Below are 25,929 nucleotides of genomic sequence, written 5' to 3' on the forward strand. Positions count from 1 at the left end.
ATGAAGTTTAAGCGCTCTCAAGTTGAAGATATTCATATCAATTTGACACCAATGATTGACTGTATGTTATTTATTTTGGTGTTTTTATTATTATCGACGACATTTAGTCAACAAAGTCGTATCAACCTGACATTGCCAGATGCGCAGGGTGTTCCACCTAAACAATTCGATCACAAAATTGAAATCATGGTAGACTCCACAGGGCACTATTCTGTGAATGGTCAAGCGTTATCAAGTAAAGATATTGCGGATTTAAGCACGGCAATTAAGCAGGTTGCACAAGATCGTCGTGATTTTATGTTTATTATTGCGGCTGATGCCAAAGCTGCGCATCAAGACGTAATTCGTGTGATGGATGTTGCAGGTCAACTCGGTTTTGTTAACGTCAATATCAGCACTAAAGTTCCAACGAGAGGTTTTACTGAGTGAATCAGGATTTTAAGGTATATGTCCGTTTAATATCGTATTTAAAATCTTATTGGGGCGTTGCCTTATTAGTCTTACTTGGCTTTGGAATCAACGCGGCGACGGAGGTTTCTGTCGCAAAGTTGCTGAAATACATTATTGATGCCATCCAAGAAGGCAGTCGTACAAACTTAGATTGGTTTCCAGCACTGATTGTTTTACTGATGTTTTTCCGTGGTGTTGGTCTATTCCTTGGTGGATATTTTTCCGCTGTTATTTCGCGTAGTTTGGTGTTTAGTATCCGTCAGGAAGTCTATGCAAAATTGTTAAGACTCCCAGCGCAATACTATCTTGATAACAGTGCGGGTCATATCAGTGCCAAGTTGATGTATAACGTAGAGCAGTTAACAGCTGCTTCTTCTGAATCTTTGCAGACCCTGATCAAAGATGGTTTGATTGTTATTGGTCTATTAAGCTATCTGCTTTATACCAACTGGCGTTTAACCCTTTGTATCGTGGTTTTCATGCCATTTATTGGGGTATTGGTCAGAATCGCATCGAAGAAAATGCGGAAACTTTCGATCCAAGTCCAAAATACCATGGGTGATGTGAACCATGTGGTTCAAGAAACCATTACCGCTAACTCGGTTGTGAAGAGTTTTACGGGTGAGGCGTTTGAACAAAAACGTTTTTATAAGTCCTCAGAAGAAAACTTACGCCGTGGTTTGAAAATGGTGGTGGTACAAAATATTAACAGCCCAATTATTCAGCTGTTATTATCAATGGCGATGGCAATCATTCTTTGGTTAGCGTTGCGTCCGCAAGTATTTGGAGATACCTCAGCGGGTGAGTTTATTTCATTCATTACCGCAGCAGGCTTGATTTCTAAGCCAGTGAAGAACCTGACTGATATCAATGAAAAACTACAACGTGGTTTGGCAGCAGCACATTCAGTCTTCGAATTATTGGATATGCCTGAAGAAGTCAATAATGGTCAACTTAAGCCTGCATTGAAAGGGAATATTCAATTTGATCATGCTAACCTGCGTTATGATGATGGCACCCATGCGATTAAAGACTTCTCTTTGGATATTAAGGCGGGTCAAACTGTTGCACTGGTTGGACGTTCGGGGGCTGGGAAAACCTCATTGGTCAACATGCTGCCACGCTTTCAAGAGTTAAGCGAAGGGCAAATCTATTTTGATGGTATTCCTGTTCAAGAGATTGAGCTAGCTTATTTGCGCTCACAAATTGCAACCGTGAATCAGCAAGTGGTGTTATTCAACCGTTCAGTACGCGATAACATTGCTTATGGTCAGTTACAAGACTCAAGTGATGAGCAAGTGATTGCCGCTGCTAAAGCTGCTTATGCGCATGACTTTATTATGAACTTGCCTCAAGGTTATGACACGATTCTAGGTGCCCAAGGCTTAAACCTATCAGGTGGCCAGCGTCAACGTATTGCGATTGCGAGAGCAATTTTAAAAGACTCTCCAATTTTAATTTTAGATGAAGCGACCAGTGCTTTGGATAACGAATCTGAATACTTCATCCAACAGGCATTTGATGAAGCTATGCAAGGTCGTACCACCATCGTGATTGCCCACCGCTTATCTACAGTTGAAAATGCAGATGTCATTGTGGTGATGGATAAAGGTCAGATTATTGAGCAAGGTACCCATGCGGAGCTACTGGCAAAACATGGCATGTACTATCAGCTTCATCAACGCAATTTTGAGGAAAACTAAGTATGTCGATGGCGCAACGAATACAGGATGCTTGGAATGAACAAGCTTCGTGGTTGGTGGTGTTGCGCCCACTGTCTTGGTTATACCGATTTGGTTTTTGTGCTAACCAAGCCTTGTATAAACACGGAATTAAACCCGTTTATACAGCACCCGTACCTGTCATGGTGATTGGTAATATTACGGTTGGTGGGAGTGGTAAAACACCATTGTTGATTCAGCTGGTCAAATATTTACAGCAACAGCAGATTCGGGTGGGTGTGATTAGTCGAGGTTATGGCGGCGAAGGTCCATTTCCGCTTTTGGTGACTCAACAATCTGAGCCCGATGCGGCAGGTGACGAACCTTGTCTTATTGTCCAATCTACCAAAGTGCCAATGGCGGTTGGGCCGAATCGACAAGCTTCGATCGAATTGTTACTCGAAAATGAGCAACTGGATCTCATTATTAGTGATGATGGTTTGCAACATTGGGCTCTGGCACGTCAGCTTGAATGGATTGTACTCGATCAAAATCGAGGTTTAGGTAATGAAAAATTATTACCAGAAGGTTATCTACGTGAGCCTAAATCACGCTTAAATGGTAGTACTGTCATTGAGCATAGCAAAACCGCACAAGCACAAAGAAGTATGCATTTGGCGGTTGGCCAGCCATACCTTTTAAATACAAATGTTGAAGTGGATTGGTTTGATGCCACTCAATATTTTAATGCGGTTGTTGGTATTGGCTTTCCACAACGTTTTTATCACACCTTAAATACGATAGGCGTGCAGCAATATCAGGCGCATGAGTTCCCAGATCATCATGATTATGAAATTGATGATTTAAGCTTCGACAACCAAGAAGCCATTATCACCACTGAAAAAGATGCCGTAAAGTTTAAAACCTTATTAAAGCAACATCCTGAATTTAACACGCCGATTTGGGTGGTTCCTGTTGAGGCCGTTTTATCATCCGATTGTTATGACTTGCTGAAACAGCAGTTACAACACGTCGGTATTCAATTTTCTTAGAGAGCGACCATGAAACATATTGTCATTCCAGCTCGTTTTGCTAGTTCTCGTTTACCAGCAAAACCTTTATTACACATTCATGGTCGTCCAATGATTTTGCGTGTGGTTGACCAAGCCAAAAAAGTTGCTGGTTTTGATGATCTGTGTGTGGCTACGGATGACGAGCGCATCGCAGAGGTATGTCGAGCGGAAGGGATTGATGTGGTGATGACCCGTGCAGAACATCCTTCAGGCACCGACCGTTTAAGCGAAGTTGCACGTCGGAAAGGATGGTCACAAGATGATATTATTGTCAACGTACAAGGCGATGAGCCCTTGTTGCCTGCACAATTGGTTCAGCAGGTGAGTCAGCTTTTAGTTGAAAATCCGCAATGTTCAATGTCTACGTTGTGTGAACCAATCCATCAGTTGGATGAGTTTCAGCGAGATAGTATAGTTAAAGTGGTGATGAGTAAGCGTAATGAGGCGCTGTATTTTAGCCGAGCAACCATTCCGTATGATCGTGATGCTGCGAAACAGGCTGAACCAACATTGCATGATCAAGCTTTTCGTCATTTAGGTCTATATGCCTATCGTGTGAAATTACTACAAGATTATGTCACTTGGGAACAAGGTCATCTCGAAAAGTTGGAAAGTTTAGAGCAACTCCGTGTGCTCGAAAACGGTCACCGTATTGCTATTGCTGTGGCAGAAGCCAACTTACCGCCAGGGGTTGATACTCAGGCAGATTTAGACCGTCTAAATACTTTGCCTTTGAGTGCATTTGAATAATTATGGTCGATACTCAAGCTACAGTGATTTATCCTTGGCATGCTCAGACATGGGAACTATTAACAACTCGGTTCCCTGAACTTGGGCATGGTCTTTTATTTTATGGAAAGAAAGGTTGTGCCAAGAAAGAGTTTGCAGAGCGTTTTGTGGCTTGGGTGCTGTGTTTAAATAAGCAAGCACAACGGGCATGTGGTGAATGTACCAGTTGTCAGTGGTTGAAGTCTGATACGCATCCAAACTATGTGCATATCACCACAGATGAAGACAATAAAAAGCAAAATGCAAAGATTAAAATTGAAAAAATTCGAGACCTACTTCCGTTTGTTCAGCAAACAGGAGAAGGTTGGCGGGTAGTGGTTATTGAGCCTGCCGAAGCACTGAATACTGCCTCAGCCAATGCACTGCTCAAGACCTTGGAAGAGCCTGGTGAGAAGGTTGTATTGATCTTGCTTGCAGATCATTACTTAAAACTTCCTGCAACCATTCGAAGTCGATTACAGCACTTCGCTTTAGATCGCTTGACGATTCAGGATGCACAAACATTTGTGCAGCAGCAAATTCCAGAAATCTCGAATGAACAAATCTCATTATTGTTGAGTCTTGCTAATGATATGCCTTTGACTGCTATTGAGATTGAAAAGAGTGAGTGGTTACAGAAGCGTGCATTATTCTTGAGTGATTGGTTTAAATTAGTTGCTGAAAAAAATATGCCTTTAAACTATTCAAATAAGTGGTCTAAAGAATTAAATTTCTCTGAATTGATCACCATGTTTGAATATCTTTTAGGGGATCTGATTAGTTTAAAATTGAATCAATCATTAAAAAATAATGATTTGGACTTTAAATCACTAGCCGAATTCTATAGTTTAGAGGCACTTTTTACTATTTATTCGGACTTACAGCAAAAAAAGTTAATGATTGAACAAAATGTACAAACCCAACTGGTATTGGATGAGTTGTTTATTCAATTGATGAATGTTGCTTAAGTAAATTTTAAAAATATTTTAATTAAATTTATAGACTTAACCCTCTGGAAAAATCAGGAGGGTGGGTTTTTATCATGTTTATGTAAAGTTTGTATATAAATTGTTCGAGGCTCTTCAAACCTTATTAAAAGTATATAAAATGTGAGTTACTTCACAATAATATTAAAAAATAAGGAATATAGAGATGAAAATAACATTTATCGCGATTGCTTTATCATTTGCAATGATACCTAATATTGCAATGGCTGAACCGAAATTTGTATCCAATATTAATGGCTCCTCATTTGCGATTAATGCTTCAAATGCAGGTTCTCAAGCATATGAATGTGTCTATAGCTATTCTTTCAATCATGCCAAAGGTCTGGTAGCGAGTCAGTTCACTGGTAAGTTTTATATTGAAGCTGGGGTGAGTAATATTTCCGTGATTTCAAGAAATACAGACCAAATGATTAGCACATTGGATTTTGATTATAAATGTACTGAAAAATAGTCATGCATATATTGAATACTCAGTAAAAAAACCGCTTGGAAGAGCGGTTTTTTTTATGGGAAAAATTTATATTACGCTTGATGTTAAAAATTCACATATATAAATAAATATGTTATTTTTTCACATGGCGTTTTGCTAGGTATGCTAGGGAATTTAGATATGCACATAAAAACACTTTTGGTCGCTTTAAGCTTTTTGTCATTGAGTGCTTGTCAGACATTGGATTCAGCAATGTCTGCAACGGATGGAATTTTAAATAAAACTGGAGATATCCTGAGTGGGGACTTTCGTGGTTTAGGCCCCGCAAAGAAAGCAACACTTTCTGAAATCTGGAGAGATTGGCAACAAAATGAAATTACTGCAAAGCGGAAATGGGATGCTCAACGTCTTGAAGTACCGGGAATCATTACCCGCATTACTAAAACAGGTGAAGTGATTTCTCAAAACCAAATCGCAATTATTTTTAAAGATCCAAGTAATAGTAAGTGTAAAGGGCAAGGCTTGACTCGCGATGATTTAAAAGTAAATACAGACAAAATTAGCAATCTAAAAGTTGGCGATCGAATTACCGTGACGGGTGTGCTTGGTACCACCGAATCGAAATGGGCGACACAAGGTGAATGTTGGTTCTCATTTGATAAAGCCGAGATCGTAAAAGCCACAAAGTAATATTTTGATCGAGATAGTAAGCAAGTCTTACTATCTTTATCGATCTGACGTATTTATGGGTTTAACGTGTTGTTATCATCTTCACTTTTTGCAGAAATGGGCGTGTGATAAACCAGTTTTAATTGGTTGTTGTTGAGGAGGTAGAATTTTTTAGCATAGATATCTTTTCCATTCATTTGAACGGAACCATGGGTGATCAATAATAAGCTATTGGGTTGGATATCAATTAATTTTTCTCCAGTTTCACCACCGAATACTTCGAGAATTTTTCCTGTTCTCTTGCTGATTAAAGTGAGGCTGAAACACATAGCACCACAACCCCAACCAACCGCGACATATTCTCCAGCTATTCTCCAGCATAGTCAGGTTTTTGTTTCAGTCCTTCTGATCATCGTGTTCTAAACAAACGAGCATCAGCATCACTCGTGTCTAATTTTGCAGTGGGTCCTGTATAGATTTGCACTGGATAGTCGGTGAATTTAGGTTGTTTGTTCAAAGTCTTCGCATAGAGCACGGACGGGCTTAATAGATAAGCACTACACAAGATGATTAGACTTATCCTTTTCACTCTAAACTCCTTTGGATCTGCCTTTTTATGTTTTAATCGATTAGGTTTAGTCAGTTTTTATGAATTGTCATCTAGTTTTAAACAATCCTTTCTAGAATGCATGGCTTGTTTAAATAAAGCGCAGATTGATTGCTTTGTTCAGGTTTTATTTAAACATTATTTGTTGTTTGTTCGATTGTTTTCTATAATCAAGTCATAAATCGAGTATAGATTTTTTATTAGACGGTCACCAATGAGAATTCTCTAAAATTATATATGGTTATTAATATTTTTAGATTTATCAATGGTATAAAATTATTAACGTTTTGATGAATTCGTTTTTGACAGGGGAATGTTATGCAACCACAAATGATGGGCGGAATTATACAGGTCAATATTCCAGATAAAACCACATTGCAATCCAGCTATATGCCTTTTGTTGTGGGTGGTGGTTTGTTCGTACCGACGAAACAAGCCGTTAAAATGGGACAAGAGGTGTTTGTATTGGCAACCTTGCCAGAGCAATCACAAAAGATTCCTTTGACTGGAAAAGTGATCTGGATTTCGCATAAACAGACGCATTTTAAACCACAAGGCTTTGCGATCCAACTTGTGGGGGAAAAAGGTGTGTATTATAAAAACGAAGCTGAAAAATTATTGGCGGGTATGAAAGGCTTGGATCGTCCAAGCTATACGATGTAGTTGTAAAGAGAATAGGAAGAACGAGTGTTTGTTGATACGCATTGCCATTTAACCATGTTAGATCTCAGTCCTTATCAAGGGGATTTGGATCAAGCACTTGAACAAGCACGACTTGCAGGTGTTTCCAAGTTCATGGGGATTTCAGTTGATCTTGATGATCATGTTAAATTGGCTGAAATTGCTGCTCGCCATCAGGATGTAGGCTATTCAGTGGGTGTGCACCCTTGTGAAGACGAGCATATTATGGCACGTGCAACAACGGATTATCTGGTGCAACTCGCTCAGTCAGACAAAGTCTGGGCCTTAGGAGAAACGGGTTTAGATTATTACCACAGTACTGATTTTGTTGCTGAGCAAAAACGTTGTTTTGCACGTCATATTGAAGCATCGAAAATTGTTAAAAAGCCTGTGGTGGTGCATACCCGAGCAGCGAAACACGATACGGTAGATATCATTCGGTCAGAACAATCTACACATGGCATCTTGCATTGTTTTACTGAAGACTGGGAAACCGCAAAGGCTGTATTAGATTGCGGCTATTATATTTCCTTTTCAGGTATTGTCTCTTTTAAAAATGCGCAAGACTTACGTGATGTTGCGAAGCAGGTACCACTTGATCGTTTGCTTATCGAAACAGATAGCCCTTATTTAGCGCCTGTGCCATATCGTGGTAAAACCAATGAACCGAAATACGTTCCTTTTGTAGCAAAAGCATTAAGTGATGTATATGATAAATCGGTTGAAGAGATTGGCATGATTACAACACAAAATTTTGAGAATCTCTTAAATTTGAAATAAACGGTTTTTGATGTACTAGGAAAGAGAGTTATTACGTGAAAATGGATCGTCAGGCTCAGTTTAGAGCACGAGAAGTATTAATTTTTCAAATCGCGGAGCAACTCCTATTAGAAAATGGCGAAGCTGGTATGACGCTGGATGCCTTGGCAGCTGAGCTGGATCTTGCCAAAGGTACGCTATATAAGCATTTTCAAAGTAAAGATGAATTGTATATGCTGCTCATTATCCGTAATGAGCGTATGTTATTGGAAATGATTCAGGATACGGAAAAGGCTTTCCCTGAACATTTAGCATTCTTTATGCTGCATCATTTACATCACCCAGAACGTACAGCATTATTTCACCAAATTGAAGAACGTCTTTCGACAACGGGCCAGGGCATTCAATTGCTTTTTAGTGAGTTGTATAAAGTACGCCGACAGCGCTTACGTATCATTATTCGTATGACTGAAAGTTATTTATTGGGTATCAATAGCACGATGACCACACGTGATTATCTCGCATCAATTTGGTCGTTAACATACGGTGCAGCGGTTATATTGAATTCGAGTTTCTATCAACGCTATTTAGGTTCTCGAGATACCTTACGCGTTGCCTATATTGAGCAGGCTTTAGCATTACCTAAGCTACTCGAACCTGTTCTCCCATAGTTGAAACAATAATGAGATCGCCACTGCATTCGCAAAAAGCCTTTACCCTGATTGAGATCATGGTGGTGATTGTCATTATGACAATCATGGCATCTCTGGTGGTGTTAAATATTGGTGGGGTCGATCAACGCCGAGCCATGCAAGCCAGAGAAATGTTTATTCTTGATCTTAAAAAAATAAATAAAGAAGCAACAGATCAGGCCAAAGTTTTTGCTCTAAATACTCAGAATGCCACAGATGTTGCACCGTTTAGCTATAACTTGTTTGAATACCATGATCAAAGTCGTGAGCAGATTCAGCAGGCAGACCGTACTTGGCAACTGTATAAAGAATTTAAAACTCGCCAATTACCCGATCATGTGTCTTTCAGTATTCAAAGTTTGGACACAGCGACTTATAACAAAGCAAAACATGAAGACTTGTTGGGGGGGAGAGCTCCTCAATTGATTTGGTTTGGGAATGGTGAAGTGAAACCAGTTCGAATTCAGTTCTACTATGAGCAAAAACCGATTGGCCATGAGTTGCAGTTAGATCACTTGGGTAAAATTGATGAAAGTTAGATATTGGGGAAATCGCGCTTCATCGTGTACTCGAAGCATAGCTTTCGGTCTTGCAGCAGGGAAACCTCATACCTCAAGCAAAGCTTCTCAGTCTTCTTGCGAAGCTACGCTTCTCAGGGAGAAACGTTGTTTCACTCATCCTGCAACTCGAAGCATAGCTTCTCGCCTTGCGACACGATCGAGCCTTGCTCGATTTAATCATGTTCACGTCGAGCATAGCTCTCCGTCTTGCGCTCGGGTGAAACGTTGTTTCACTAACCCTCGCTCAGGATTTACCTTGCTCGAAGTGATGGTGGCCTTGGCAATCTTTGCTGTAGCAGCCATTGCCTTAACTAAAGTTGCCATGCAATACACTCAGTCGACATCGAATGCGATTTTGCGTACCAAAGCGCAATTTGTGGGGATGAATGAGGTTGCATCGATGGAAATCAATCAAGAGTGGCTAGAGGGAACACAATCCAAGCAAGTGACTTCTCAAGGTGAAACCTGGCAAATTGATAAAAAGGCCCAATCGACGATCAGTCCGAAAATCCAACGTATCGAGTTGCAAGTCAGCTTATTTAATAATGAACAAGGTAAGGTCGAGGCGGGTATTACCAATCTTGTGTTCTTTAACTATCCTGCAAAGGCGAGAACACAATGAAATATAATGCTGAGCATCGCTTTTCGCCTCACTCTGGCTTTACCTTGGTTGAGTTGTTGGTTGCAATTGCGATTTTTGCCGTGCTTTCGATGCTGGGGTGGAAGGTCTTTGATTATCTATTAAAAGTAAAAGATCGTAATGCTGAGCATGAAATGCATCTATTTGCTTTGCAAGATGCATATCAACAAGTGTTAAGAGATAGCTTGCAGATTATTCCATTGACAGCAAATGATGGAAGGCAGTTGCAAGCAGCTATTGTATTGAATGATCAAAGTTTTTCATTTAGTAAGGCAGGTGTTTCTGATCCATTGAAGCAGGGACTATCACCTTATGAGCGTATTGAATATCGCTATGATTCTGTACAGAAGAAAGTGTATCGATTGAAATACTCAAATCTCAATATCCCGAATCGTGTGCAACCGATCTCAAGTACATTGTTGGAAAATGTAGATCAGTTTAAAGTGCTGGTTTTGAACCCGCAAGAATTGACACAGTGGCCTGAGAATAGTGACCCGAGCAATATTACTGAACTTAAAAAATTACCGCTAGGCATAAAAATACAGTTAACTGTTGCAGGTACGGACTATGAATGGATCTATAGTTTATTGAATACACAGGCATATTTACAGTCGATAGGAAATTCAAGCGGTATGGGTGGGGGCGCAAATTCACCTAATAATAAAGATGGATCTAATTCACCAGATCGTACTGGATCTTCATAAAAATGAGCAAGAGGCGATATCCAGTGATTAAAAAAGCTCAAAGTTATGGGGTTGGCCAACGTGGCATTGCATTATTAACCATTTTGGTCATGGTCGCTTTAGCAACGATTTTGGCAGCGACCATTGCCAAACGCCAGACCAATACCTCTGAAAATACTGGGTATTTGATGCGCCAAGATCAATCTTTATTGTATGCAAAAAGTGCTGAAGCTTTTTTTTCTGAGTTACTTATTCAAGACAGCGATAATGGCGGCACGATTGATCATTTACAGGAGAACTGGGCCAAACCTATGCCACCATTCCCAGTCGAGGATGGTTCTGTTTCTGGGCGCTTATTGGATGAATCCGGGAAATTTAATCTTAATAATTTAGTTAAGGCAGATGGTAGTCAAGTTGATGATTCGGCTCGACGTTGGTTTGAAAAATTGTTGCAGCGAGTTGGTTTACCCGCTGAACTTAGTCAAGCTGTGATTGACTGGCAAGATGTTAATGATGAGACAACAGGTGCAATGGGCGCTGAGAGTAATTATTATCAAGGTTTAGATCCTGCATATTTAGCGCCGAATACGAAGTTTCATAGTGTGGATGAACTGAAACTGGTGAAGGGGTTTGAAGGTAAAAACTACGATTTAATTAAACCCTATGTCACAGCACTGCCCGAACAGACCAAAGTAAATATGAATACAGCACCAGCATTATTGCTCGCCAGTATTGATCCGAAAGTTGATGTTAAGGCGGTAGAGCAGGAACTGAAAACCAAACAAGCCAATTTGACTTATTTCAATAATGTTGAAGATTTATGGAAGTTAAGTGTTTTTTCTGGAATAGATGAGCAAAGCAAAACTGATGCTGCGACTTTCCTTGACAGTAAATCAAGTTATTTCACTGCTCAAGTTGAAGTTGTTTTAAGCGAACGGAAAAGGCAGTTTACCAGCTCATTAGCACGAAAAGACAAGCAAGTATTTGTTTATTCTAGAAGTCTTTCGCCATTTGAGTAGTATTCTTTATTGAGTTATCAAATGGTGACAAGATTTAAAATCAATCCCAATGCTTGTTTTTTTGCTTTATAATAAAATTCGTTTGCAGATAAAAGATTAGCTTGGTGCATGTTAATTCGTAAATTGTTTAAGTTTGAAAATGCTCATATTGTACGTAACTGTACATCGGACCGTTGTAAGCGTTCGATTCATGGGCATAGCTATAAAGTTGAATTATTATTAAAAGCGTCAAAGTTAGATCATGGGCAAATGGTCTATGACTTCGGTCTGTTAAAAGGCGTCATCAAAGAGTTGTATGATAGTTTTGATCATGCAATTTGTTTTTGGCAGAAAGATGATCCTGCTTATATTGATGCATGTAAAACATTTAGCGCGCGTTGGATTGCGTTACCTGTTTCCCCATCGGCTGAACAGTTTTCTCGTATTTTCTTTTATCTTGCTCAGCAGGTATTGAACTCGACCACCACTCAAAATGGTGAGGGTGATGTTGAGGTTTATTCTGTTATTGTGCATGAAACGGATACAGGTTACGCACAGAGTTTTCAAGAAGATATCGACAATGAGCAAATGGGTGTATTAAATTTGGATCAAATTGTATTTTCAGAGCAAGTACAAGCTGAATGGAGTGATGTTCAGATGTATGAAAATCTGAAAAAAGGAATCAAATTCCAAAACCCAAACGTAGAATTACAAGTTAATATTTGAGTGTGTTTTCACTCCGGTGAGTGAATTTATTTCAAGGAATGTGGATGCAATTTACTGAACAGCAACAGGACAAACTAAGTAAAGTTCAGTTGGATGAGTCTTGGAAAATCTCACTTTCAGAGTTTCTATTGAGTCAAAAAATGGATAATTTGAGGGAGTTTTTGCAACAAGAAAAACTTGCAGAAAAAACCATTTATCCACCAAGTAAACAAATTTTTAATGCGCTGAATACGACACCACTTGGTGGCGTCAAAGTGGTGATTTTAGGGCAAGACCCGTATCATGGTCCAAACCAAGCCAATGGTTTGAGCTTTTCGGTACAAAAAGGGATTGCATTACCACCGTCCTTGCGTAATATTTTTCATGAATTACATACGGACTTGGCAGTACCAGTTTCACGACATGGCGACTTAAGTAAATGGGCGGTACAAGGCGTACTTTTACTGAACAGTGTACTCACGGTAGAAGCAGGACAACCGACTTCACATCAAAAACAAGGATGGGAAGAGTTCACGGATAGCGTAATTGATGTATTAAATAAACAACGTGAACATATCGTGTTTATTTTGTGGGGTGCCTACGCACAGCGCAAAGGTCAACGTATTGATCGTAATAAACATCTAGTACTAAGTGCAGCGCATCCATCACCACTAGCAGCGAATCGTGGTGGTTTTTTTGGCTGTAAAGTATTTTCAAAAACAAATCATTACTTGAAACAACATGGCATTGAGCCTATAGACTGGCAATTGGACGCATAATGACTTCTCCTGATTTAAATAGCTATCACCCAGATTTAGTTATTGAACACGCAAAAAATGGTTGGCGAATCATTCGTCTGAATCGACCTAAATCGTTGCACGCTTTAGATGAATCAATCGTAAGTGCGCTGCTTCAAGTGTTTGAAGATTTTCATGTCGATGAGACGGTTAAAGCGATTTGGTTTGACTCAACCACACCAAAAGCATTTTGTGCGGGCGGTGATGTTCGCAAGTTACGTCAATTGGTGATTAATCAGGAAGTGGATGCTGCGAATCAATTCTTCCAGCAGGAATATGCACTTGATTTACTGTTGCATAACTATGCTAAACCAATCGTGGTTTGGGGAGAGGGTTATGTGATGGGTGGTGGGCTTGGTCTATTTATGGCTGCACCATTTCGCTTAGTTACGCCTTATTCACGTTTGGCCATGCCAGAAATCAATATCGGCTTATACCCTGATGTTGGTGCAAGCCGCTTCTTGGCTGATCGTGGGCAAATTGGTTTGTTTACCGGCTTGACGGGTTCAATTATGACGGCAGCGGGTGCATTTAGCATCGGTTGGGCGACCCATATCTGCGAAGCGCAACGTGATAATATGCTTCAAAAAGTACTCAGTGTGGATTGGAATCATTACCCTGCCGGCGCATTTAGAGCGATTGACGATACCTTAAATAGTTTGCATCGCCCTGTGGCGTCTGGGCCACTACAAAACTCGATTGATGTAATTCATAGCGTATGTCGCGGTCAAAGCTTTGAATATGATTATCAGTCGATTATTGGTTTAAGTGATGCAAGTAGTGACTGGTTGCGTCAAGCCAGTGAAAACTTACAGAAAGGCTCGCCAAGCACGGCTGCAATCACATGGTTGTTATGGCAGTGGGGCAAGCAAGGGCATGCATGGGATGAAGTGTTTGCATTAGAAGCACAGATTTCTGATTGGAAAATTCGCCACCCAGATTTTGTCGAAGGGGTTCGTGCGCGTCTGGTTGATAAAGACTTATCTCCAGAATGGCAGGCAACTGAGCAACTCAGCTTGAAAGGTATCTTGGGAGATTGTCCTCCTGTGACTAATATCGAAAGCTGGAATGCTTTATTAAAGCAATACGGTGTCATTGCCTGATTGTTATGAGTTCTGAAAAATTTAATGATGAATATTGGATGCAGCTTGCCTATGAGCAGGCTGCATTAGCAGCAGCCCAGGGTGAAATACCTGTCGGAGCAATTCTGGTCAGCAAGGGGCAGGTAATCGGTGCTGGATATAATGCGCCAATTAAATTGTCGGATCCAACAGCACATGCTGAAATACAAGCGTTGCGTGCAGCTTGTCAGTCTTTAAATAACTATCGCTTGCCCGAAGATACAACACTTTATGTGACGCTTGAACCTTGTACCATGTGTGTGGGTGCATTAATTCATGCACGGATACAGCGTGTAGTTTTTGCTACGACCGAACCAAAAGCAGGTTCATTGGTGAGTGCTAGACAATTGCTTGATAGTGGCTATTACAATCATAAGTTTGTCTTTGAACAAGGTTGCTTACAAGAACAATGTTCATTGCAATTGAGTGATTTTTTTAAAAAAAGAAGAAATGAAAAGAAGAAAATCCGTTCGTCAAAAACGTCCTTAAATGATTAAAAATGTCTTATGAGTTGTGGCAAACTAAGCCTCCGATGATTTTGGGTTACATCAAAAGGCGAACTTATGCGTAATGCAATCACCATAGAAAAAGAATTTAATGCACCGATTTCCGAAGTTTTTGACTTACTGTCAAAACATGCCACTTATAACAAGGCATTTGCACCTTTACAGGTTGTTCGCGTAAAGGATTCTGCTGATCCAGAACGTCCTGATGGTGTAGGTTCGATTCGCCGTATGGGCTTTGGAGCGATTAAGCCTTTACAAGAAGAAATCACTTTGTTGGAAGAAAATAAGCGTATTGAGTATAAGTTGATTAATAATCCTTTGGTGAAGCATCACTTGGGGCAAATTGATTTTAAAGAAATTACACCTTTTATAACTTTAGTAACTTATAAGATTGAATTTACAGCAAAAGCACCTTTAGTCAGTAAATTAGTTCTTGCACAACTTAAAGCAGCGATTACACTAGGGTTCTCAAAATTAGCCAAATCAGTTGCTTCATAAGAGATGGGAATGACAGTTCATATTATTACGATAGATGGTCCAAGCGGTTCGGGCAAAGGCACATTGGCTGCTAAAATTGCAGCACATTATCATTTTAATTTATTAGATTCTGGTGCTTTATATCGTTTACTCGGACTGTCATTGTTTCAGCGAGGCTTGCTGGATCAAATTGGTGCGAACTTAGATCAATGCGTTGAGTATGCGACTCATTTGGATATTGAATTTAAAACGACTGAAGCAGCGACACTTGTTTTTTTGGAGGGTGCAGATGTCACTAACACTATTCGAACGGAACAAGTGGGTGAGTATGCCTCTAAAGTTGCAACTGTACCTGAATTAAGAAAGGCTTTATTCTCGCGCCAACGTGCATTTATTCAAGCACCGGGATTGGTTGCAGATGGTCGTGACATGGCAACTTCTATTTTTCCAGAAGCCCAAGCGAAAATTTATTTAACTGCTTCAGCTGAGTCTCGGGCGGAGCGACGCGTAAAACAGTTGCAGGGCATGGGCCTTGATGCTAAAATAAGCGACATTTTATCTAACATACAAGCTAGAGATAAGCGAGATATGGAGCGCACAGTTGCTCCGCTCAAACCAGCAGATGATGCGTATATCATTGATAGTTCTACAATAGGCATCGATGAAGTGTTTCAGTTAATGGTTGACTATATCAATAGCTGTATAAAATAGATACACAATTTTTTATCAGTTGAAGCATTGCTTGATCAGATTTTTTGGACAATGTAACAACTTAACTAAACCGGCCTTGTCTGATCCAAGACCGCGGACTTTATCAGGTATATCATGACCGAATCTTTTGCAGCCCTCTTTGAAGAAAGTGAATTAAACCTCAACGTTGAAAAGGGTGCAGTCATCCAAGGTACTGTTGTTAGTATCGATTCTGACTGGGTTACTGTTGACACTGGCCTTAAATCTGAAGGCGTAGTTGACCGTGCTGAATTTTTAAATGAACAACGTGAACTTGAAGTTCAAGTTGGCGATACTGTTGACGTAGTTGTTGAAGCGCTTGACAACGGTATGGGTCAAACAGTTTTATCACGTGAAAAAGCGAAACGTGCTGAAACTTGGACTAAACTTGAGAAAATCTTTGAAGACGGCGAAATCGTTACTGGTGTTATCTCTGGTAAGGTTAAAGGCGGTTTCACTGTTGACATCGGTCCTGTACGTGCATTCTTACCAGGTTCTTTAGTTGACACTCGTCCTATCCGTGACACGACTCACCTTGAAGGTAAAGAGTTAGAGTTCAAAGTAATCAAACTTGATGCTAAACGTAACAACGTTGTTGTATCTCGTCGTGCAGTTATGGAAGCTGAATCTTCAGCTGACCGTGAAGCATTACTTGCTCAACTTGAAGAAGGTCAAACAGTTACAGGTACAATCAAGAACCTTACTGATTACGGCGCGTTCGTTGATCTTGGCGGTATTGATGGTCTTCTACATATTACAGATATGGCTTGGAAGCGTATCAAGCACCCTTCAGAAGTTGTTGAAGTTGGTCAAGAAGTTACTGTTAAAGTACTTAAATTTGACCGCGAGCGTAACCGCGTATCTTTAGGCCTTAAGCAATTAGGCGAAGATCCATGGTTAGCGATCATGAGCCGTTACCCTAAAGGTTCTATCGTTAAAGCACGTGTAACTAACTTAACTGACTACGGTTGCTTCGCTGAAATCGCTGAAGGCGTTGAAGGCTTAGTACACGTTTCAGAAATGGACCACACAAACAAAAACATCCACCCATCTAAAGTTGTTCAGATCGGTGACGAAGTTGATGTTATGGTTCTTGAAGTTGACGAAGAACGTCGTCGTATTTCATTGGGTATCAAACAAACTCGTGCTAACCCATGGGAAGAGTTTGCTAAAGCAAATGAAAAAGGCGAAAAAGTTTCTGGTACGATCAAGTCAATCACTGACTTCGGTATCTTCATCGGTTTATCTGGTGGTATCGACGGTTTAGTACATTTATCTGACATTTCTTGGAACGAACAAGGCGAAGAAGCTATCCGTCGTTACAAGAAAGGTGACACAGTTGAAGCAGTTATCTTATCTGTAGACGCTGAAGGTAACCGTATCAGCCTTGGTATCAAGCAATTAAACAGCGATCCATTCAATGATTTCTTAGCTGCGAACGAGCGCGGTGCTTTAGTTAAAGGTACTGTAACTGCTGTTGATGCTAAAGGTGCTACAGTTAAATTAGCTGATGACATCGAAGCAACGCTTAAAGCTTCTGAAATCAACCGTGACCGCGTTGAAGATGCAACTAAATTCTTAGAAGTTGGTCAAGAAGTTGAAGCGAAGATCATCAACGTTGATCGCAAATCTCGCTCTATCAACTTGTCTATCAAAGCGAAAGACGAAGCTGAAGAGAAAGAAGCTGTGAACAATGCTCGCCAAGCTGCTGCGACTCAAACTGCAGAAAGCAATGGTCCTAAGACTATTGGTGACTTAATTAAAGCTCAAATGAAGTAATTTGTTAAAAAGTACGTTTCTTGTAACTGAGACGTACTTTTTTATACAAAAATACTGCAAACGGTAGCGTAGTAATCATGTACTGCGCTACCGTTTTGTATTTAAACAGGTTATTATTAAAAACATTGAAAAGTAGCAATAATTAAAGAGGTCATCAATGACTACTGAAGCACTTAATAAATCTGATTTAATTGAACGGATTGCACTTAAAAACCCACACTTGGCTGAGCCTCTAGTTGAAGATGCAGTTAAGATTATGATTGATCAAATGATTGAAGCGCTTTCAAGCGGCGATCGTATTGAAATCCGTGGTTTTGGTAGTTTTGCATTGCATCACCGTGAGCCACGTTTAGGTCGTAATCCTAAAACAGGTCGATCTGTAGATGTTGCAGCCAAAGCGGTCCCACACTTTAAACCTGGTAAAGCACTTCGTGATGCAGTAAACGAATCTGCTGAATAAGAATTGAGGTGTTTATGCGTTATGTCTTAATTGCATTACTCGTTGCCATTTTTGGTTATTCACTCGCTTTGGTTCTTCAGAACCCAGCTGAGTTACAAGTGGATTTATTATTTACTCAAGTCCCAGCCATGCGTTTAGGTCTTCTCCTTTTATTGACGCTTGCATTGGGTATTGTGGTGGGTTTATTACTGGGCGTTCAAGTTTTCCGAGTCTTCCAGACCAGTTGGGAAATTAAGCGGCTTCGTAAAGATATTGACTATCTTCGAAAAGAGCAGATCCAACTTGCACAACAAGCTGCCGCAGACGCTGCTGCAAGTGTAAGACATGAAAAAACAGTGTTGGACATTAATCCTGAGAGTCAAACGCGTACGCCACTGTAATTAAAAATATTTATAGGGTTGCAAAGTCTGAAGATTTTAGAACCCTATTAAATGGCCCTTTATTGGATTTAAAGGGCCATTTTTTATGGAAAACCTAAATATCTTAAAGTGGCAGTAATCAGCATGGCCGCAAGAATAACCATGATCAGTGAATATTTCTTCCAAGCAAAGATAAGAGCTACGGCAACGCCCACGATCTTACTGATTCCACTAAAATGAGCCTCAGAAAAAAGTGTATTGAATACGGCCAAGGTAAACAGTAGTACACAAGCAGAGTCTGCCAGTAGTTGTTTATGATGTTCTTTAAAGGTCCTGCGATTGGCTAGATAAAAACCTGAGTAGCGAATTAAATAGGTACCAAGGGCAAGCACAACAATTCCAACAAAGATATAACTTTCACTATATTTCATTTTGACTTACCTTTTAACAGTAGACCTAACATGGAAACGAGCACTGGTAAGCCTGTTGGTAGTAAGGGAATTGATGCTACGGATAATGTGCTACCTAAAAATACACGGTGTCGTGTAGTTTTATTCTTTAGCATAGGTAAGATTAATGCGAAAAGAATGGCAGGAAATGCAGCATCTATACCAAATACATAAATATCAGGAATATTTTTACTGAGTATATAGCCAATAAAAACACCAATTGGCCAGAGAATAGCAATCCCTAATCCGCACATCCAATAGGCTTTTTGTTTGGCTTGATCTTCTTGTTGGCTTAGTCCAAACATGACGCTTTCATCATTCATGATATGGCAGGCAATAAACCGATAAGCATTCTTTTCAATAAATGTTGCAACGGATAAACCAAATGGCAGATGGCGTAGGTTGATCAATATACCGGTCAATGCCGCAAAAATAGGATTGGTGCCAGTTGCAATCATACCAATGAATGTAAATTCTGCAGCGCCTGCGAGGACTGTGAGTGATAACAGCAAAGGAATCCACATCGGTACATCGAAGCTTGCAGCTACTGAGCCCAAGGAAATGCCCACAATTCCTGTTGCAACTGAAATCAGTACAATGGCTTTGATTAGATTAAATTGTTCTTTATCTTGCATCATTGGTTTCTATATCAAACGAACGTACGATATAATAGATTAATTTTATACTGTTCGTCAAAACGAACGTTCGTTTTTTATGGTGTTATATGAGTTTGCCAATTGAAATTGTCGCCAAAGGCTTACAACGAGAAAGACAGAAGTCTGGATTATCTTTAGCAGAAGTGGCTCGCCGAGCAGGGATTGCGAAATCGACATTGTCTCAATTGGAGGCCGCTCAAGGTAATCCAAGTCTGGAGACTTTATGGGCCTTATGTGTTGCTTTAGATATTCCATTTGCGAAATTGATGGAATCAAATATTGCGCAAACTCAAGTGATTCGTTTTGGTGAGGGGCCGTCAGTCAGTTCTGAAATCGCGCATTATCAAGCAATCTTATTGGCCAATTGCCCAACAGGCGCTAGACGGGATGTATATATATTAACGACACAACCCGGTGAGCCACGTTGCAGTCAGCCACACCCGATTGGGAGTGTTGAGCATATTATTATTATGAAAGGACGAGCAAAAGTGGGGTTGGTCGCGGAACCTATTTTGTTGAATGAAGGGGATTATATTTGTTATCCCGCTGATCAAGCGCATATCTTTGAAGCTCTGGAAGTGGATACTAGAGCGATCTTGATATCGGAGCAAAGATAAAGATCATTTCATCATTTTAAAAAAGCTTTTTTGTATTATGATGACTTTCTTGCTTTGTTCATTCTACTAATCACTTTATAATTAGCCGATTTTTATGTGATGGAACTAGATTCGTGAGTATTATTGTTGCCCTAGACGCAAAAAGCCAATATGACGCCTTAACAATTGTAGATCAGCTTGATCCGTCACTTTGTCGTGTCAAAGTAGGCAAAGAGCTTTTTACTCATGAAGGCCCATCAATCGTAAAAAATTTACAAGATAAAGGCTTTGAAGTTTTTCTTGATTTAAAATTTCACGATATTCCGAACACGACTGCTCAAGCGGTGTGTGCTGCCGCGGATCTTGGTGTGTGGATGGTGAATGTGCATGCATCGGGTGGCCGTAAAATGATGGAAACCTGTGTAGAGCGCCTTAAAGCGGGTAATTATTCAACTCAATTGATCGCAGTCACAGTTTTGACTTCAATGGGCCGTGAAGACTTACGTGATCTAGGTTTGGATATAGAACCTGTCGATCATGTAAAGCGTTTAGCAAAACTTACTCAAGACAGCGGATTAGATGGTGTCGTGTGTTCAGCACAAGAAGCCAAGATCCTTCGTGAACTATTAGGACAAGAGTTTGCATTGGTCACACCGGGGATTCGTCCTGAGGGTTCAAATGCAGATGACCAAAAACGTATCGTAACGCCAAAGCAAGCAATGCAAGACGGATCAACGCATTTAGTCATTGGCCGCCCAATTACCAAGGCTGAGAATCCAACTGAGATGCTGAAATCAATCTTGGCTTCAATCTGATAAAGTACGATTTTAAAACTTCATACTTAGAAATAAGCTAATTAAGAGTGGTGCGAGAAGTGACAGGATCAATCCACTCATCATGGCATGTGGGACATAATGTGTGCCACATGATTGTTTGACCATTGCAAGAGTCACATCCATTGACGTTGCACCGGCACTGGAAATCGCAGAGCGTGGAAAACGCCAGCCAAGACAATACATCAATAAAATGGCAAAAATTTCTCTAAACAAATCTGTTAATAAAGCAATCCCACCCAGTTTGGCTGAGTGTAATTCAGTAAATAAAATCCCTGACATGGAATACCAACCATAACCTTGGGCTAAGGCCATTACTTCGTTCAGGTTGTAATGGTTGGATAAAATAAAGTAATTAAAAATAGCAGCTAAGCAGGAGCCGACAAAAGCCGCGATGGGTACAAGTAGAATTCTCCAACTCAACCAGCTACGATCAAACTGAGTGAAGGCCAGTTCGATCCCGATCAAAAAAATAAAGATCAGTAATAAATACCAACTATTAAAGCTGATCGCTAAACCTGCGCTATTGACCACGACACCGAATAGAATACCAACACCCAAAGCCAAAAATGCTTTGGCGATATTCTTGAGTGCATTGAGAAACAGGTGTAAGGAAATCTTTCCTTGAATACTTTGACGATCAATCAGTTTGTAGGTGATCAAGCAAATAAAAAATGAACCAATCGAGGTGGTAAATGCAATCAGTAATGCTGGTGGTAGAATGGCAGCAGGATTTTGAACGTGATTTAAGGCTTGAGTCAGTTCAAATGCCACACTAATCAGTAAAATATAAGAAAAATAGGGCAGTATTTTAAATACGAATTGTTTAATTGTTTGTGATAAATGTGGCCCAACAAAATAGCCTAAGCTAATGCAAACAAAAATCTGGAAGATTAAAACAAGAGAAGTCATACAATCAAAGCGTTTATAGTGCTGATTTATTATGCAGGGAAATCTGATACTTGAATAGATTTATATATCATTTGATATAGAAAGTTTTGAAGATAAACGGATATCAATAAACTTGGGGGCTGCTGGGTAGATGATTATGTTGTCACTTAAATAGATGGCATATAAATACAATGTCTTATTCAGCTATGAATATCCTATTGGCTGAAATATACTTTTAGCAGTAAAAGAGGTGGATGATTTGTGACAGCAGCTAAGATTCAAAAAGTAGCATTAGAACGTTTTGCAAAACAAGGTTTTGCAGCAACATCGTTAAATGAAATTGCGACTGATGTTGGGATAAAAAAACCTTCAATTTATGCGCATTTTAAGAATAAAGATGAATTGTATCTCAGTCTGATTCCAATCATGATTGATGAAGAATTGGGACATGCGAAGGTTGTGTTGCAAGGCGGAGAAAAAATTCAGCAGCAATTACATGCTTATTTTATGAGTATCGAGCAGCGTTTTGATGCCTCTTATGGGGTTCAGTTCTGGATGAATGCTTTAATCAGTCCGCCTGTACATTTATATGATCAGGTGATTGAGCCAATGCATGTTTTTATGGCTGAATTGGAAAATGTATTTTTACAAGCCATTCAACACTCTATTTTAATAGAAAATAAGCATCAACTGGATAGTGTTGCTCTGGCTCGTGTATGCATGAGCTTTGTCGATGCCTTACAAAGTGAATTGATCTATGGTGGGCGAGAGAAGTTTCACCTCAGATTGGATGCGATCTTAAAAGCATTAAATATTCTGATCAGCGCCTAAGTTTAGACACTGATCAAGTGTAATTTCTTTATTCTGTTTCTACTCTAGCAAATGAGTCGCGCTGTTCTAGCGCAGCATAAAGACATAAGCCCAGAGCGATAGCACCACAAATAAACAAGCTGCTTGGAAGTAGGCCGATATTGATGTCTATTAAGCTCACAACAAAACCGATTAGTGCTGCTAAAGCATATTGTAGTAAGCCCATTAATGAGGATGCAGCCCCCGTTAAATGTTGCGGGCTTTGCTGCATGGTTAAAGCCGTTAAATTGCCAAAAATGAATCCAGTCGACCAGATACTTAATCCTAAAAGTACAATGTATTGCCATAAACTTAAGTCATAAAAATATAGGCTGAGCATCAAAATAAAACTAGAACCGCTGAATAAGCACATACCGATGACGAGCAATTGTTGAGCCGACCAACGTTTGAGTAACAGGATTGAGGTTTGTCCTAGAATAATTAAGCCAATGGCATTCGCTGCAAATAATGTACTAAAACTTTCATTATGAATATGGTAGTGCTGAATAAAAATAAAAGGCGATTGGCTGAGGTAAACAAAGAAAGCACCTAAGATAAACCCACCAGCAAGCGTATAACTGATAAAGCTTTTATTCAGACAAAGTGTTTGATAGCTATTTTTGATCGCAGTGAATTGCAATGCTTGTCGATATTGAGGTTTCAATGTCTCTGGAATGGCTTGATTTCCCCATAACCACAGGATGGAACCAAGCACTGCCAATGTATAGAAAATTAAGTGCCAAGAGCCGATGCGTAAGATCAAGCTACCCAATAAGGGGGCAAGAATCGGTACAATCATCATGACTTGCATCAAAATAGAAAAATTCTTGGCACTGGTTTTAGCATCGCATACATCAGAAATAATTGCTCTTGGAACGACCAGACCTGCTGATGCACCTATTGCTTGTAAGAAACGTGCAGCCAGTAACCACTCAATCGTTGGTGCAACGGCTGCCAGTATTGATCCTAAGATAAAAACAGCAATTCCGATCAGTAATGGATTACGGCGACCAAAGCGATCAAGCAATGGACCATAGATACCTTGACCAATAGCGAGTCCAATCAGAAATACTGAGAGCGTGAGTTGTATATGGCCTGGCGTTGTCGCATAACTTTCTGCAAGCAGTGGAAATGCTGGCAAATAAATATCGATTGCCAATGCATCCAAGGCGGTAAAAAGGGAGAGCAACAGCAACAAAGACCAACTGATCTTTGTGACGGGAGGAGCAGCGTTCATGTTTTGTGTACTCTTTCCAGGGGAACAATATTTATTTTAACTACCTAACGATAGGTAGTTAAAATATTAGCATGATTCTTTAGGTCTTGCATAGAGAAAAACAGGGGGATTTAAATCAGATCCATAAAGCGTTGCAATAAAAAAGCACCTTTAAGTTTTAAAGGTGCTCTTGATATTTGGAAGAATTCCGCTATTACTGCTTAAGCAGCATGGTTTTTTGAATTAATCACTGTGCTGATAAAATTATAATCAGCAACATTCACTTTACGTGTCTCTAGCCAATATCTCCATGTATAGGTTGGCCATAAAGAAAAGTTTTTACCGTCAGCGGCTTGATACCAGCTGCTACAGCCACCTGCTTGCCAAACTGTACCTTTGAGCTGATCTTGAACACGTTGATTGAACTGGTCTTGAACTTCGTGCTTGATCTCAACTGCTTGTGTATCTGTTTTATCAACGGTTTGAATCAATTGTAGAATATAGTTGACCTGAGACTCGATCATGAAAATCACAGAATTATGTCCAAGAATCGTATTTGGTCCAAGTAACTGGAACAAATTTGGGAAGTTCTTGGTGCTCACACCATAATAGCTTTCCGCACCATCTTTCCATGCTTGCTTAAGCTCTATGCCGTTACGGCCAACGCAATTGAAATGCTTTAAGTAAATGCGTGGATCAGTAATAAAGCCAGTACCATAAATCAAGCAATCAATTTGACGTTCTTTACCATCTTTAGTGATGATACCGTTCTCTGTAATTTCCTGGATGGCATCTGTCACTAATTCAACATTTTTACGGTTGAAGGTTGGGAAGTACTTATTTGAAATAAGAATACGTTTACAGCCCATGACAAAATCTGGTGTCAATTTTTTCGCAAGCGCTTTATCTTTCACTTGATAGCGAATAAAGGCTTCAGCAAGTTTTTGACCATATTTCATAATCTGTGGTTGTACGATTGGTACAACACGCGATTCATTGGTCCAATAGAGACGGGTACGGTGAATCTGGCGATAAATATTCGACGCCTTAAATAAGCGCTTACTTAGCTGAGAATATTTACGCTCATCACGTGGAATGACCCAAGCTGCGGTGCGCTGGAACACATAAAGTTGTTTCACTTCAGCTGCAATTTCAGGAATATATTGAATCGCGCTGCCACCAGTACCGATTGAAACGACTGCTTTGCCGCTTAGATCGTAATTGTGATCCCATTGCGAAGAATGGAACACTTTACCTTTAAATTTCTCAATGCCTTTGATATGGGGAATTTGTGGCACGTGTAAGGGACCAGACGCAAAGATGACAAATTGAGCCTCAAGAGTTGTCTGGTCTTTAAAATCTAGCGTCCACACATTGCGGTTTTCGTCAAATTCAGCATTGGTTACCTCGTGATTGAATTTGCAATAATCTCGAAGTCGGTATTGTTCAGTAATATTTTGAATATAATCAAAAATTTCATCTGCCTCAGCATAGCGTTTTGACCAGTCTGTTTTGGGTGCAAATGAAAGGGAATACATATGTGATTGAACGTCACACGCTGCGCCAGGATATTGGTTTTCTCGCCATGTACCGCCAACATCATTGGTTTTTTCTAAAATTACAAAATCATTGATTTGACTTTGTAATAGTCGAATAGCCATCGCTAAGCCACCAAAGCCCGCACCAATAATTGCAACTTTTGTTTTTTGAATCGCATTTTTGGTTACATCACGCATAGTCTACGTCCTACACAGCTAAATTTTGTGCAAGTTTAACGGTTTTGACGAGATTAAATATGATTGTATAGACGTAAAACTTGATCATTTCG

The 25,929-nt window shown here is 39.9% G+C and carries 32 protein-coding genes; 26 read left to right on the forward strand and 6 right to left on the reverse strand.

Translation table 11 applies throughout. The annotated features are described in order from the left end of the window. The 7 genes from F885_RS16575 (at window position 1) to F885_RS16545 (ending at window position 6,079) form a co-directional block, all read left to right on the forward strand. Entirely contained in the window at window positions 1-429 is a 429-nt protein-coding gene (locus F885_RS16575; protein WP_004806616.1) for an ExbD/TolR family protein, read from the forward strand. Then, entirely contained in the window at window positions 426-2,153 is a 1,728-nt protein-coding gene (gene msbA / locus F885_RS16570) for a lipid A export permease/ATP-binding protein MsbA (protein WP_005204222.1), read from the forward strand. Before F885_RS16575 ends, msbA begins: the two co-directional genes overlap by 4 nt. 2 nt (window positions 2,154-2,155) lie before the next feature. Continuing rightward, window positions 2,156-3,163 carry a tetraacyldisaccharide 4'-kinase gene (lpxK, locus tag F885_RS16565; RefSeq protein ID WP_005313420.1) on the forward strand — a complete coding sequence of 336 codons (1,008 nt, stop codon included), beginning with the start codon at window positions 2,156-2,158 and terminating at the stop codon, window positions 3,161-3,163. 9 nt (window positions 3,164-3,172) lie between these two features. Further along, window positions 3,173-3,934 carry a 3-deoxy-manno-octulosonate cytidylyltransferase gene (kdsB, locus tag F885_RS16560; RefSeq protein ID WP_005313424.1) on the forward strand — a complete coding sequence of 254 codons (762 nt, stop codon included), beginning with the start codon at window positions 3,173-3,175 and terminating at the stop codon, window positions 3,932-3,934. 2 nt (window positions 3,935-3,936) lie between these two features. Next, on the forward strand, window positions 3,937-4,920 hold the full coding sequence (locus tag F885_RS16555) for a DNA polymerase III, delta' subunit (RefSeq protein ID WP_005313427.1): 984 nt from the start codon (window positions 3,937-3,939) through the stop codon (window positions 4,918-4,920). A gap of 184 nt (window positions 4,921-5,104) precedes the next feature. Then, window positions 5,105-5,410 carry a hypothetical protein gene (locus F885_RS16550; RefSeq protein WP_005313430.1) on the forward strand — a complete coding sequence of 102 codons (306 nt, stop codon included), beginning with the start codon at window positions 5,105-5,107 and terminating at the stop codon, window positions 5,408-5,410. 159 nt (window positions 5,411-5,569) lie between these two features. After that, window positions 5,570-6,079 (forward strand): lipoprotein, encoded by a 510-nt coding sequence (locus tag F885_RS16545; RefSeq protein ID WP_032811637.1) that lies wholly within the window; start codon window positions 5,570-5,572, stop codon window positions 6,077-6,079. A 53-nt stretch (window positions 6,080-6,132) separates the two neighbouring features. Here F885_RS16545 and F885_RS21155 read toward each other — a convergent pair whose 3' ends face one another. After that, the gene (locus F885_RS21155) at window positions 6,133-6,387 is read right to left on the reverse strand and encodes a hypothetical protein (RefSeq protein ID WP_005313434.1); all 255 of its coding nucleotides are present in this window, start codon (window positions 6,385-6,387) and stop codon (window positions 6,133-6,135) included. A 596-nt stretch (window positions 6,388-6,983) separates the two neighbouring features. Here F885_RS21155 and F885_RS16540 point away from each other — a divergent pair. The 16 genes from F885_RS16540 (at window position 6,984) to F885_RS16465 (ending at window position 18,632) form a co-directional block, all read left to right on the forward strand. Beyond that, window positions 6,984-7,328: a PilZ domain-containing protein gene (locus F885_RS16540; protein ID WP_004806631.1), complete on the forward strand. Its 345-nt coding sequence runs from the start codon at window positions 6,984-6,986 to the stop codon at window positions 7,326-7,328. Between the two features lie 24 nt (window positions 7,329-7,352). Continuing rightward, entirely contained in the window at window positions 7,353-8,126 is a 774-nt protein-coding gene (locus tag F885_RS16535; RefSeq protein ID WP_005204211.1) for a TatD family hydrolase, read from the forward strand. A gap of 41 nt (window positions 8,127-8,167) precedes the next feature. After that, a complete protein-coding gene (locus tag F885_RS16530) occupies window positions 8,168-8,776 on the forward strand; it encodes a TetR/AcrR family transcriptional regulator (RefSeq protein WP_017401929.1) in 609 nt (202 codons plus the stop codon). Window positions 8,777-8,787: 11 nt separating this feature from the next. Continuing rightward, window positions 8,788-9,336: a pilus assembly FimT family protein gene (locus F885_RS16525; RefSeq protein ID WP_005313438.1), complete on the forward strand. Its 549-nt coding sequence runs from the start codon at window positions 8,788-8,790 to the stop codon at window positions 9,334-9,336. A gap of 238 nt (window positions 9,337-9,574) precedes the next feature. Beyond that, window positions 9,575-9,979, forward strand: a complete 405-nt coding sequence (gspI, locus tag F885_RS20495; protein ID WP_032858939.1) for a type II secretion system minor pseudopilin GspI — start codon at window positions 9,575-9,577, stop codon at window positions 9,977-9,979. Beyond that, complete coding sequence (gspJ, locus tag F885_RS16515) at window positions 9,976-10,701, forward strand: type II secretion system minor pseudopilin GspJ (RefSeq protein WP_005313441.1); 726 nt, start codon at window positions 9,976-9,978, stop codon at window positions 10,699-10,701. The genes gspI and gspJ overlap by 4 nt, the downstream gene beginning before the upstream one ends. Window positions 10,702-10,724: 23 nt before the next feature. Then, window positions 10,725-11,699, forward strand: coding sequence for a type II secretion system minor pseudopilin GspK (gene gspK / locus F885_RS16510; protein ID WP_005313444.1), 975 nt, complete (start codon window positions 10,725-10,727; stop codon window positions 11,697-11,699). Between the two features lie 108 nt (window positions 11,700-11,807). Continuing rightward, complete coding sequence (locus F885_RS16505) at window positions 11,808-12,404, forward strand: 6-pyruvoyl trahydropterin synthase family protein (protein WP_005313447.1); 597 nt, start codon at window positions 11,808-11,810, stop codon at window positions 12,402-12,404. A gap of 44 nt (window positions 12,405-12,448) precedes the next feature. Continuing rightward, entirely contained in the window at window positions 12,449-13,162 is a 714-nt protein-coding gene (gene ung, locus F885_RS16500) for a uracil-DNA glycosylase (RefSeq protein ID WP_005313449.1), read from the forward strand. Further along, window positions 13,159-14,283: an enoyl-CoA hydratase/isomerase family protein gene (locus tag F885_RS16495; protein ID WP_171061051.1), complete on the forward strand. Its 1,125-nt coding sequence runs from the start codon at window positions 13,159-13,161 to the stop codon at window positions 14,281-14,283. The genes ung and F885_RS16495 overlap by 4 nt, the downstream gene beginning before the upstream one ends. 5 nt (window positions 14,284-14,288) lie before the next feature. Continuing rightward, complete coding sequence (gene tadA / locus F885_RS16490; protein ID WP_005313452.1) at window positions 14,289-14,798, forward strand: tRNA adenosine(34) deaminase TadA; 510 nt, start codon at window positions 14,289-14,291, stop codon at window positions 14,796-14,798. Between the two features lie 66 nt (window positions 14,799-14,864). Further along, window positions 14,865-15,305: an SRPBCC family protein gene (locus tag F885_RS16485; RefSeq protein ID WP_005204193.1), complete on the forward strand. Its 441-nt coding sequence runs from the start codon at window positions 14,865-14,867 to the stop codon at window positions 15,303-15,305. Window positions 15,306-15,314: 9 nt separating this feature from the next. Continuing rightward, window positions 15,315-15,995 carry a (d)CMP kinase gene (cmk, locus tag F885_RS16480; RefSeq protein WP_005313455.1) on the forward strand — a complete coding sequence of 227 codons (681 nt, stop codon included), beginning with the start codon at window positions 15,315-15,317 and terminating at the stop codon, window positions 15,993-15,995. 114 nt (window positions 15,996-16,109) lie between these two features. Continuing rightward, window positions 16,110-17,792 (forward strand): 30S ribosomal protein S1, encoded by a 1,683-nt coding sequence (gene rpsA, locus F885_RS16475; RefSeq protein ID WP_004806660.1) that lies wholly within the window; start codon window positions 16,110-16,112, stop codon window positions 17,790-17,792. A gap of 157 nt (window positions 17,793-17,949) precedes the next feature. Further along, window positions 17,950-18,252 (forward strand): integration host factor subunit beta, encoded by a 303-nt coding sequence (locus F885_RS16470; RefSeq protein WP_004806663.1) that lies wholly within the window; start codon window positions 17,950-17,952, stop codon window positions 18,250-18,252. A gap of 14 nt (window positions 18,253-18,266) precedes the next feature. After that, on the forward strand, window positions 18,267-18,632 hold the full coding sequence (locus F885_RS16465) for a lipopolysaccharide assembly protein LapA domain-containing protein (RefSeq protein ID WP_004806665.1): 366 nt from the start codon (window positions 18,267-18,269) through the stop codon (window positions 18,630-18,632). Between the two features lie 83 nt (window positions 18,633-18,715). Here the strand turns inward: F885_RS16465 and F885_RS16460 are convergent, their stop codons facing one another. Together F885_RS16460 and F885_RS16455 are read right to left on the reverse strand one after the other, a co-directional pair. Beyond that, a complete protein-coding gene (locus F885_RS16460; protein WP_005313458.1) occupies window positions 18,716-19,042 on the reverse strand; it encodes an AzlD domain-containing protein in 327 nt (108 codons plus the stop codon). Then, window positions 19,039-19,695, reverse strand: a complete 657-nt coding sequence (locus tag F885_RS16455) for an AzlC family ABC transporter permease (RefSeq protein ID WP_017401926.1) — start codon at window positions 19,693-19,695, stop codon at window positions 19,039-19,041. The genes F885_RS16460 and F885_RS16455 overlap by 4 nt, the downstream gene beginning before the upstream one ends. An 89-nt stretch (window positions 19,696-19,784) precedes the next feature. Here F885_RS16455 and F885_RS16450 point away from each other — a divergent pair, with 89 nt between their 5' ends. Together F885_RS16450 and pyrF are read left to right on the forward strand one after the other, a co-directional pair. Then, window positions 19,785-20,333 (forward strand): helix-turn-helix domain-containing protein, encoded by a 549-nt coding sequence (locus F885_RS16450; RefSeq protein ID WP_005188020.1) that lies wholly within the window; start codon window positions 19,785-19,787, stop codon window positions 20,331-20,333. A gap of 113 nt (window positions 20,334-20,446) precedes the next feature. Then, window positions 20,447-21,127, forward strand: a complete 681-nt coding sequence (pyrF, locus tag F885_RS16445) for an orotidine-5'-phosphate decarboxylase (protein WP_005313462.1) — start codon at window positions 20,447-20,449, stop codon at window positions 21,125-21,127. 12 nt (window positions 21,128-21,139) lie between these two features. On the opposite strand, the gene F885_RS16440 is transcribed toward pyrF, so the two are convergent. Further along, window positions 21,140-22,057 carry a LysO family transporter gene (locus tag F885_RS16440; protein WP_005313464.1) on the reverse strand — a complete coding sequence of 306 codons (918 nt, stop codon included), beginning with the start codon at window positions 22,055-22,057 and terminating at the stop codon, window positions 21,140-21,142. Between the two features lie 240 nt (window positions 22,058-22,297). Between F885_RS16440 and F885_RS16435 the strand changes: the two genes are divergently transcribed. Continuing rightward, the gene (locus F885_RS16435) at window positions 22,298-22,867 is read left to right on the forward strand and encodes a TetR/AcrR family transcriptional regulator (RefSeq protein ID WP_005313467.1); all 570 of its coding nucleotides are present in this window, start codon (window positions 22,298-22,300) and stop codon (window positions 22,865-22,867) included. A gap of 28 nt (window positions 22,868-22,895) precedes the next feature. On the opposite strand, the gene F885_RS16430 is transcribed toward F885_RS16435, so the two are convergent. After that, window positions 22,896-24,122, reverse strand: coding sequence for a multidrug effflux MFS transporter (locus tag F885_RS16430; protein WP_005313470.1), 1,227 nt, complete (start codon window positions 24,120-24,122; stop codon window positions 22,896-22,898). A 200-nt stretch (window positions 24,123-24,322) separates the two neighbouring features. Next, complete coding sequence (locus F885_RS16425) at window positions 24,323-25,837, reverse strand: flavin-containing monooxygenase (RefSeq protein WP_005313472.1); 1,515 nt, start codon at window positions 25,835-25,837, stop codon at window positions 24,323-24,325. Window positions 25,838-25,929: the final 92 nt, after the last annotated feature.

Source organism: Acinetobacter higginsii (assembly GCF_000369845.1).
Taxonomy (GTDB): Bacteria; Pseudomonadota; Gammaproteobacteria; order Pseudomonadales; family Moraxellaceae; genus Acinetobacter; species Acinetobacter higginsii.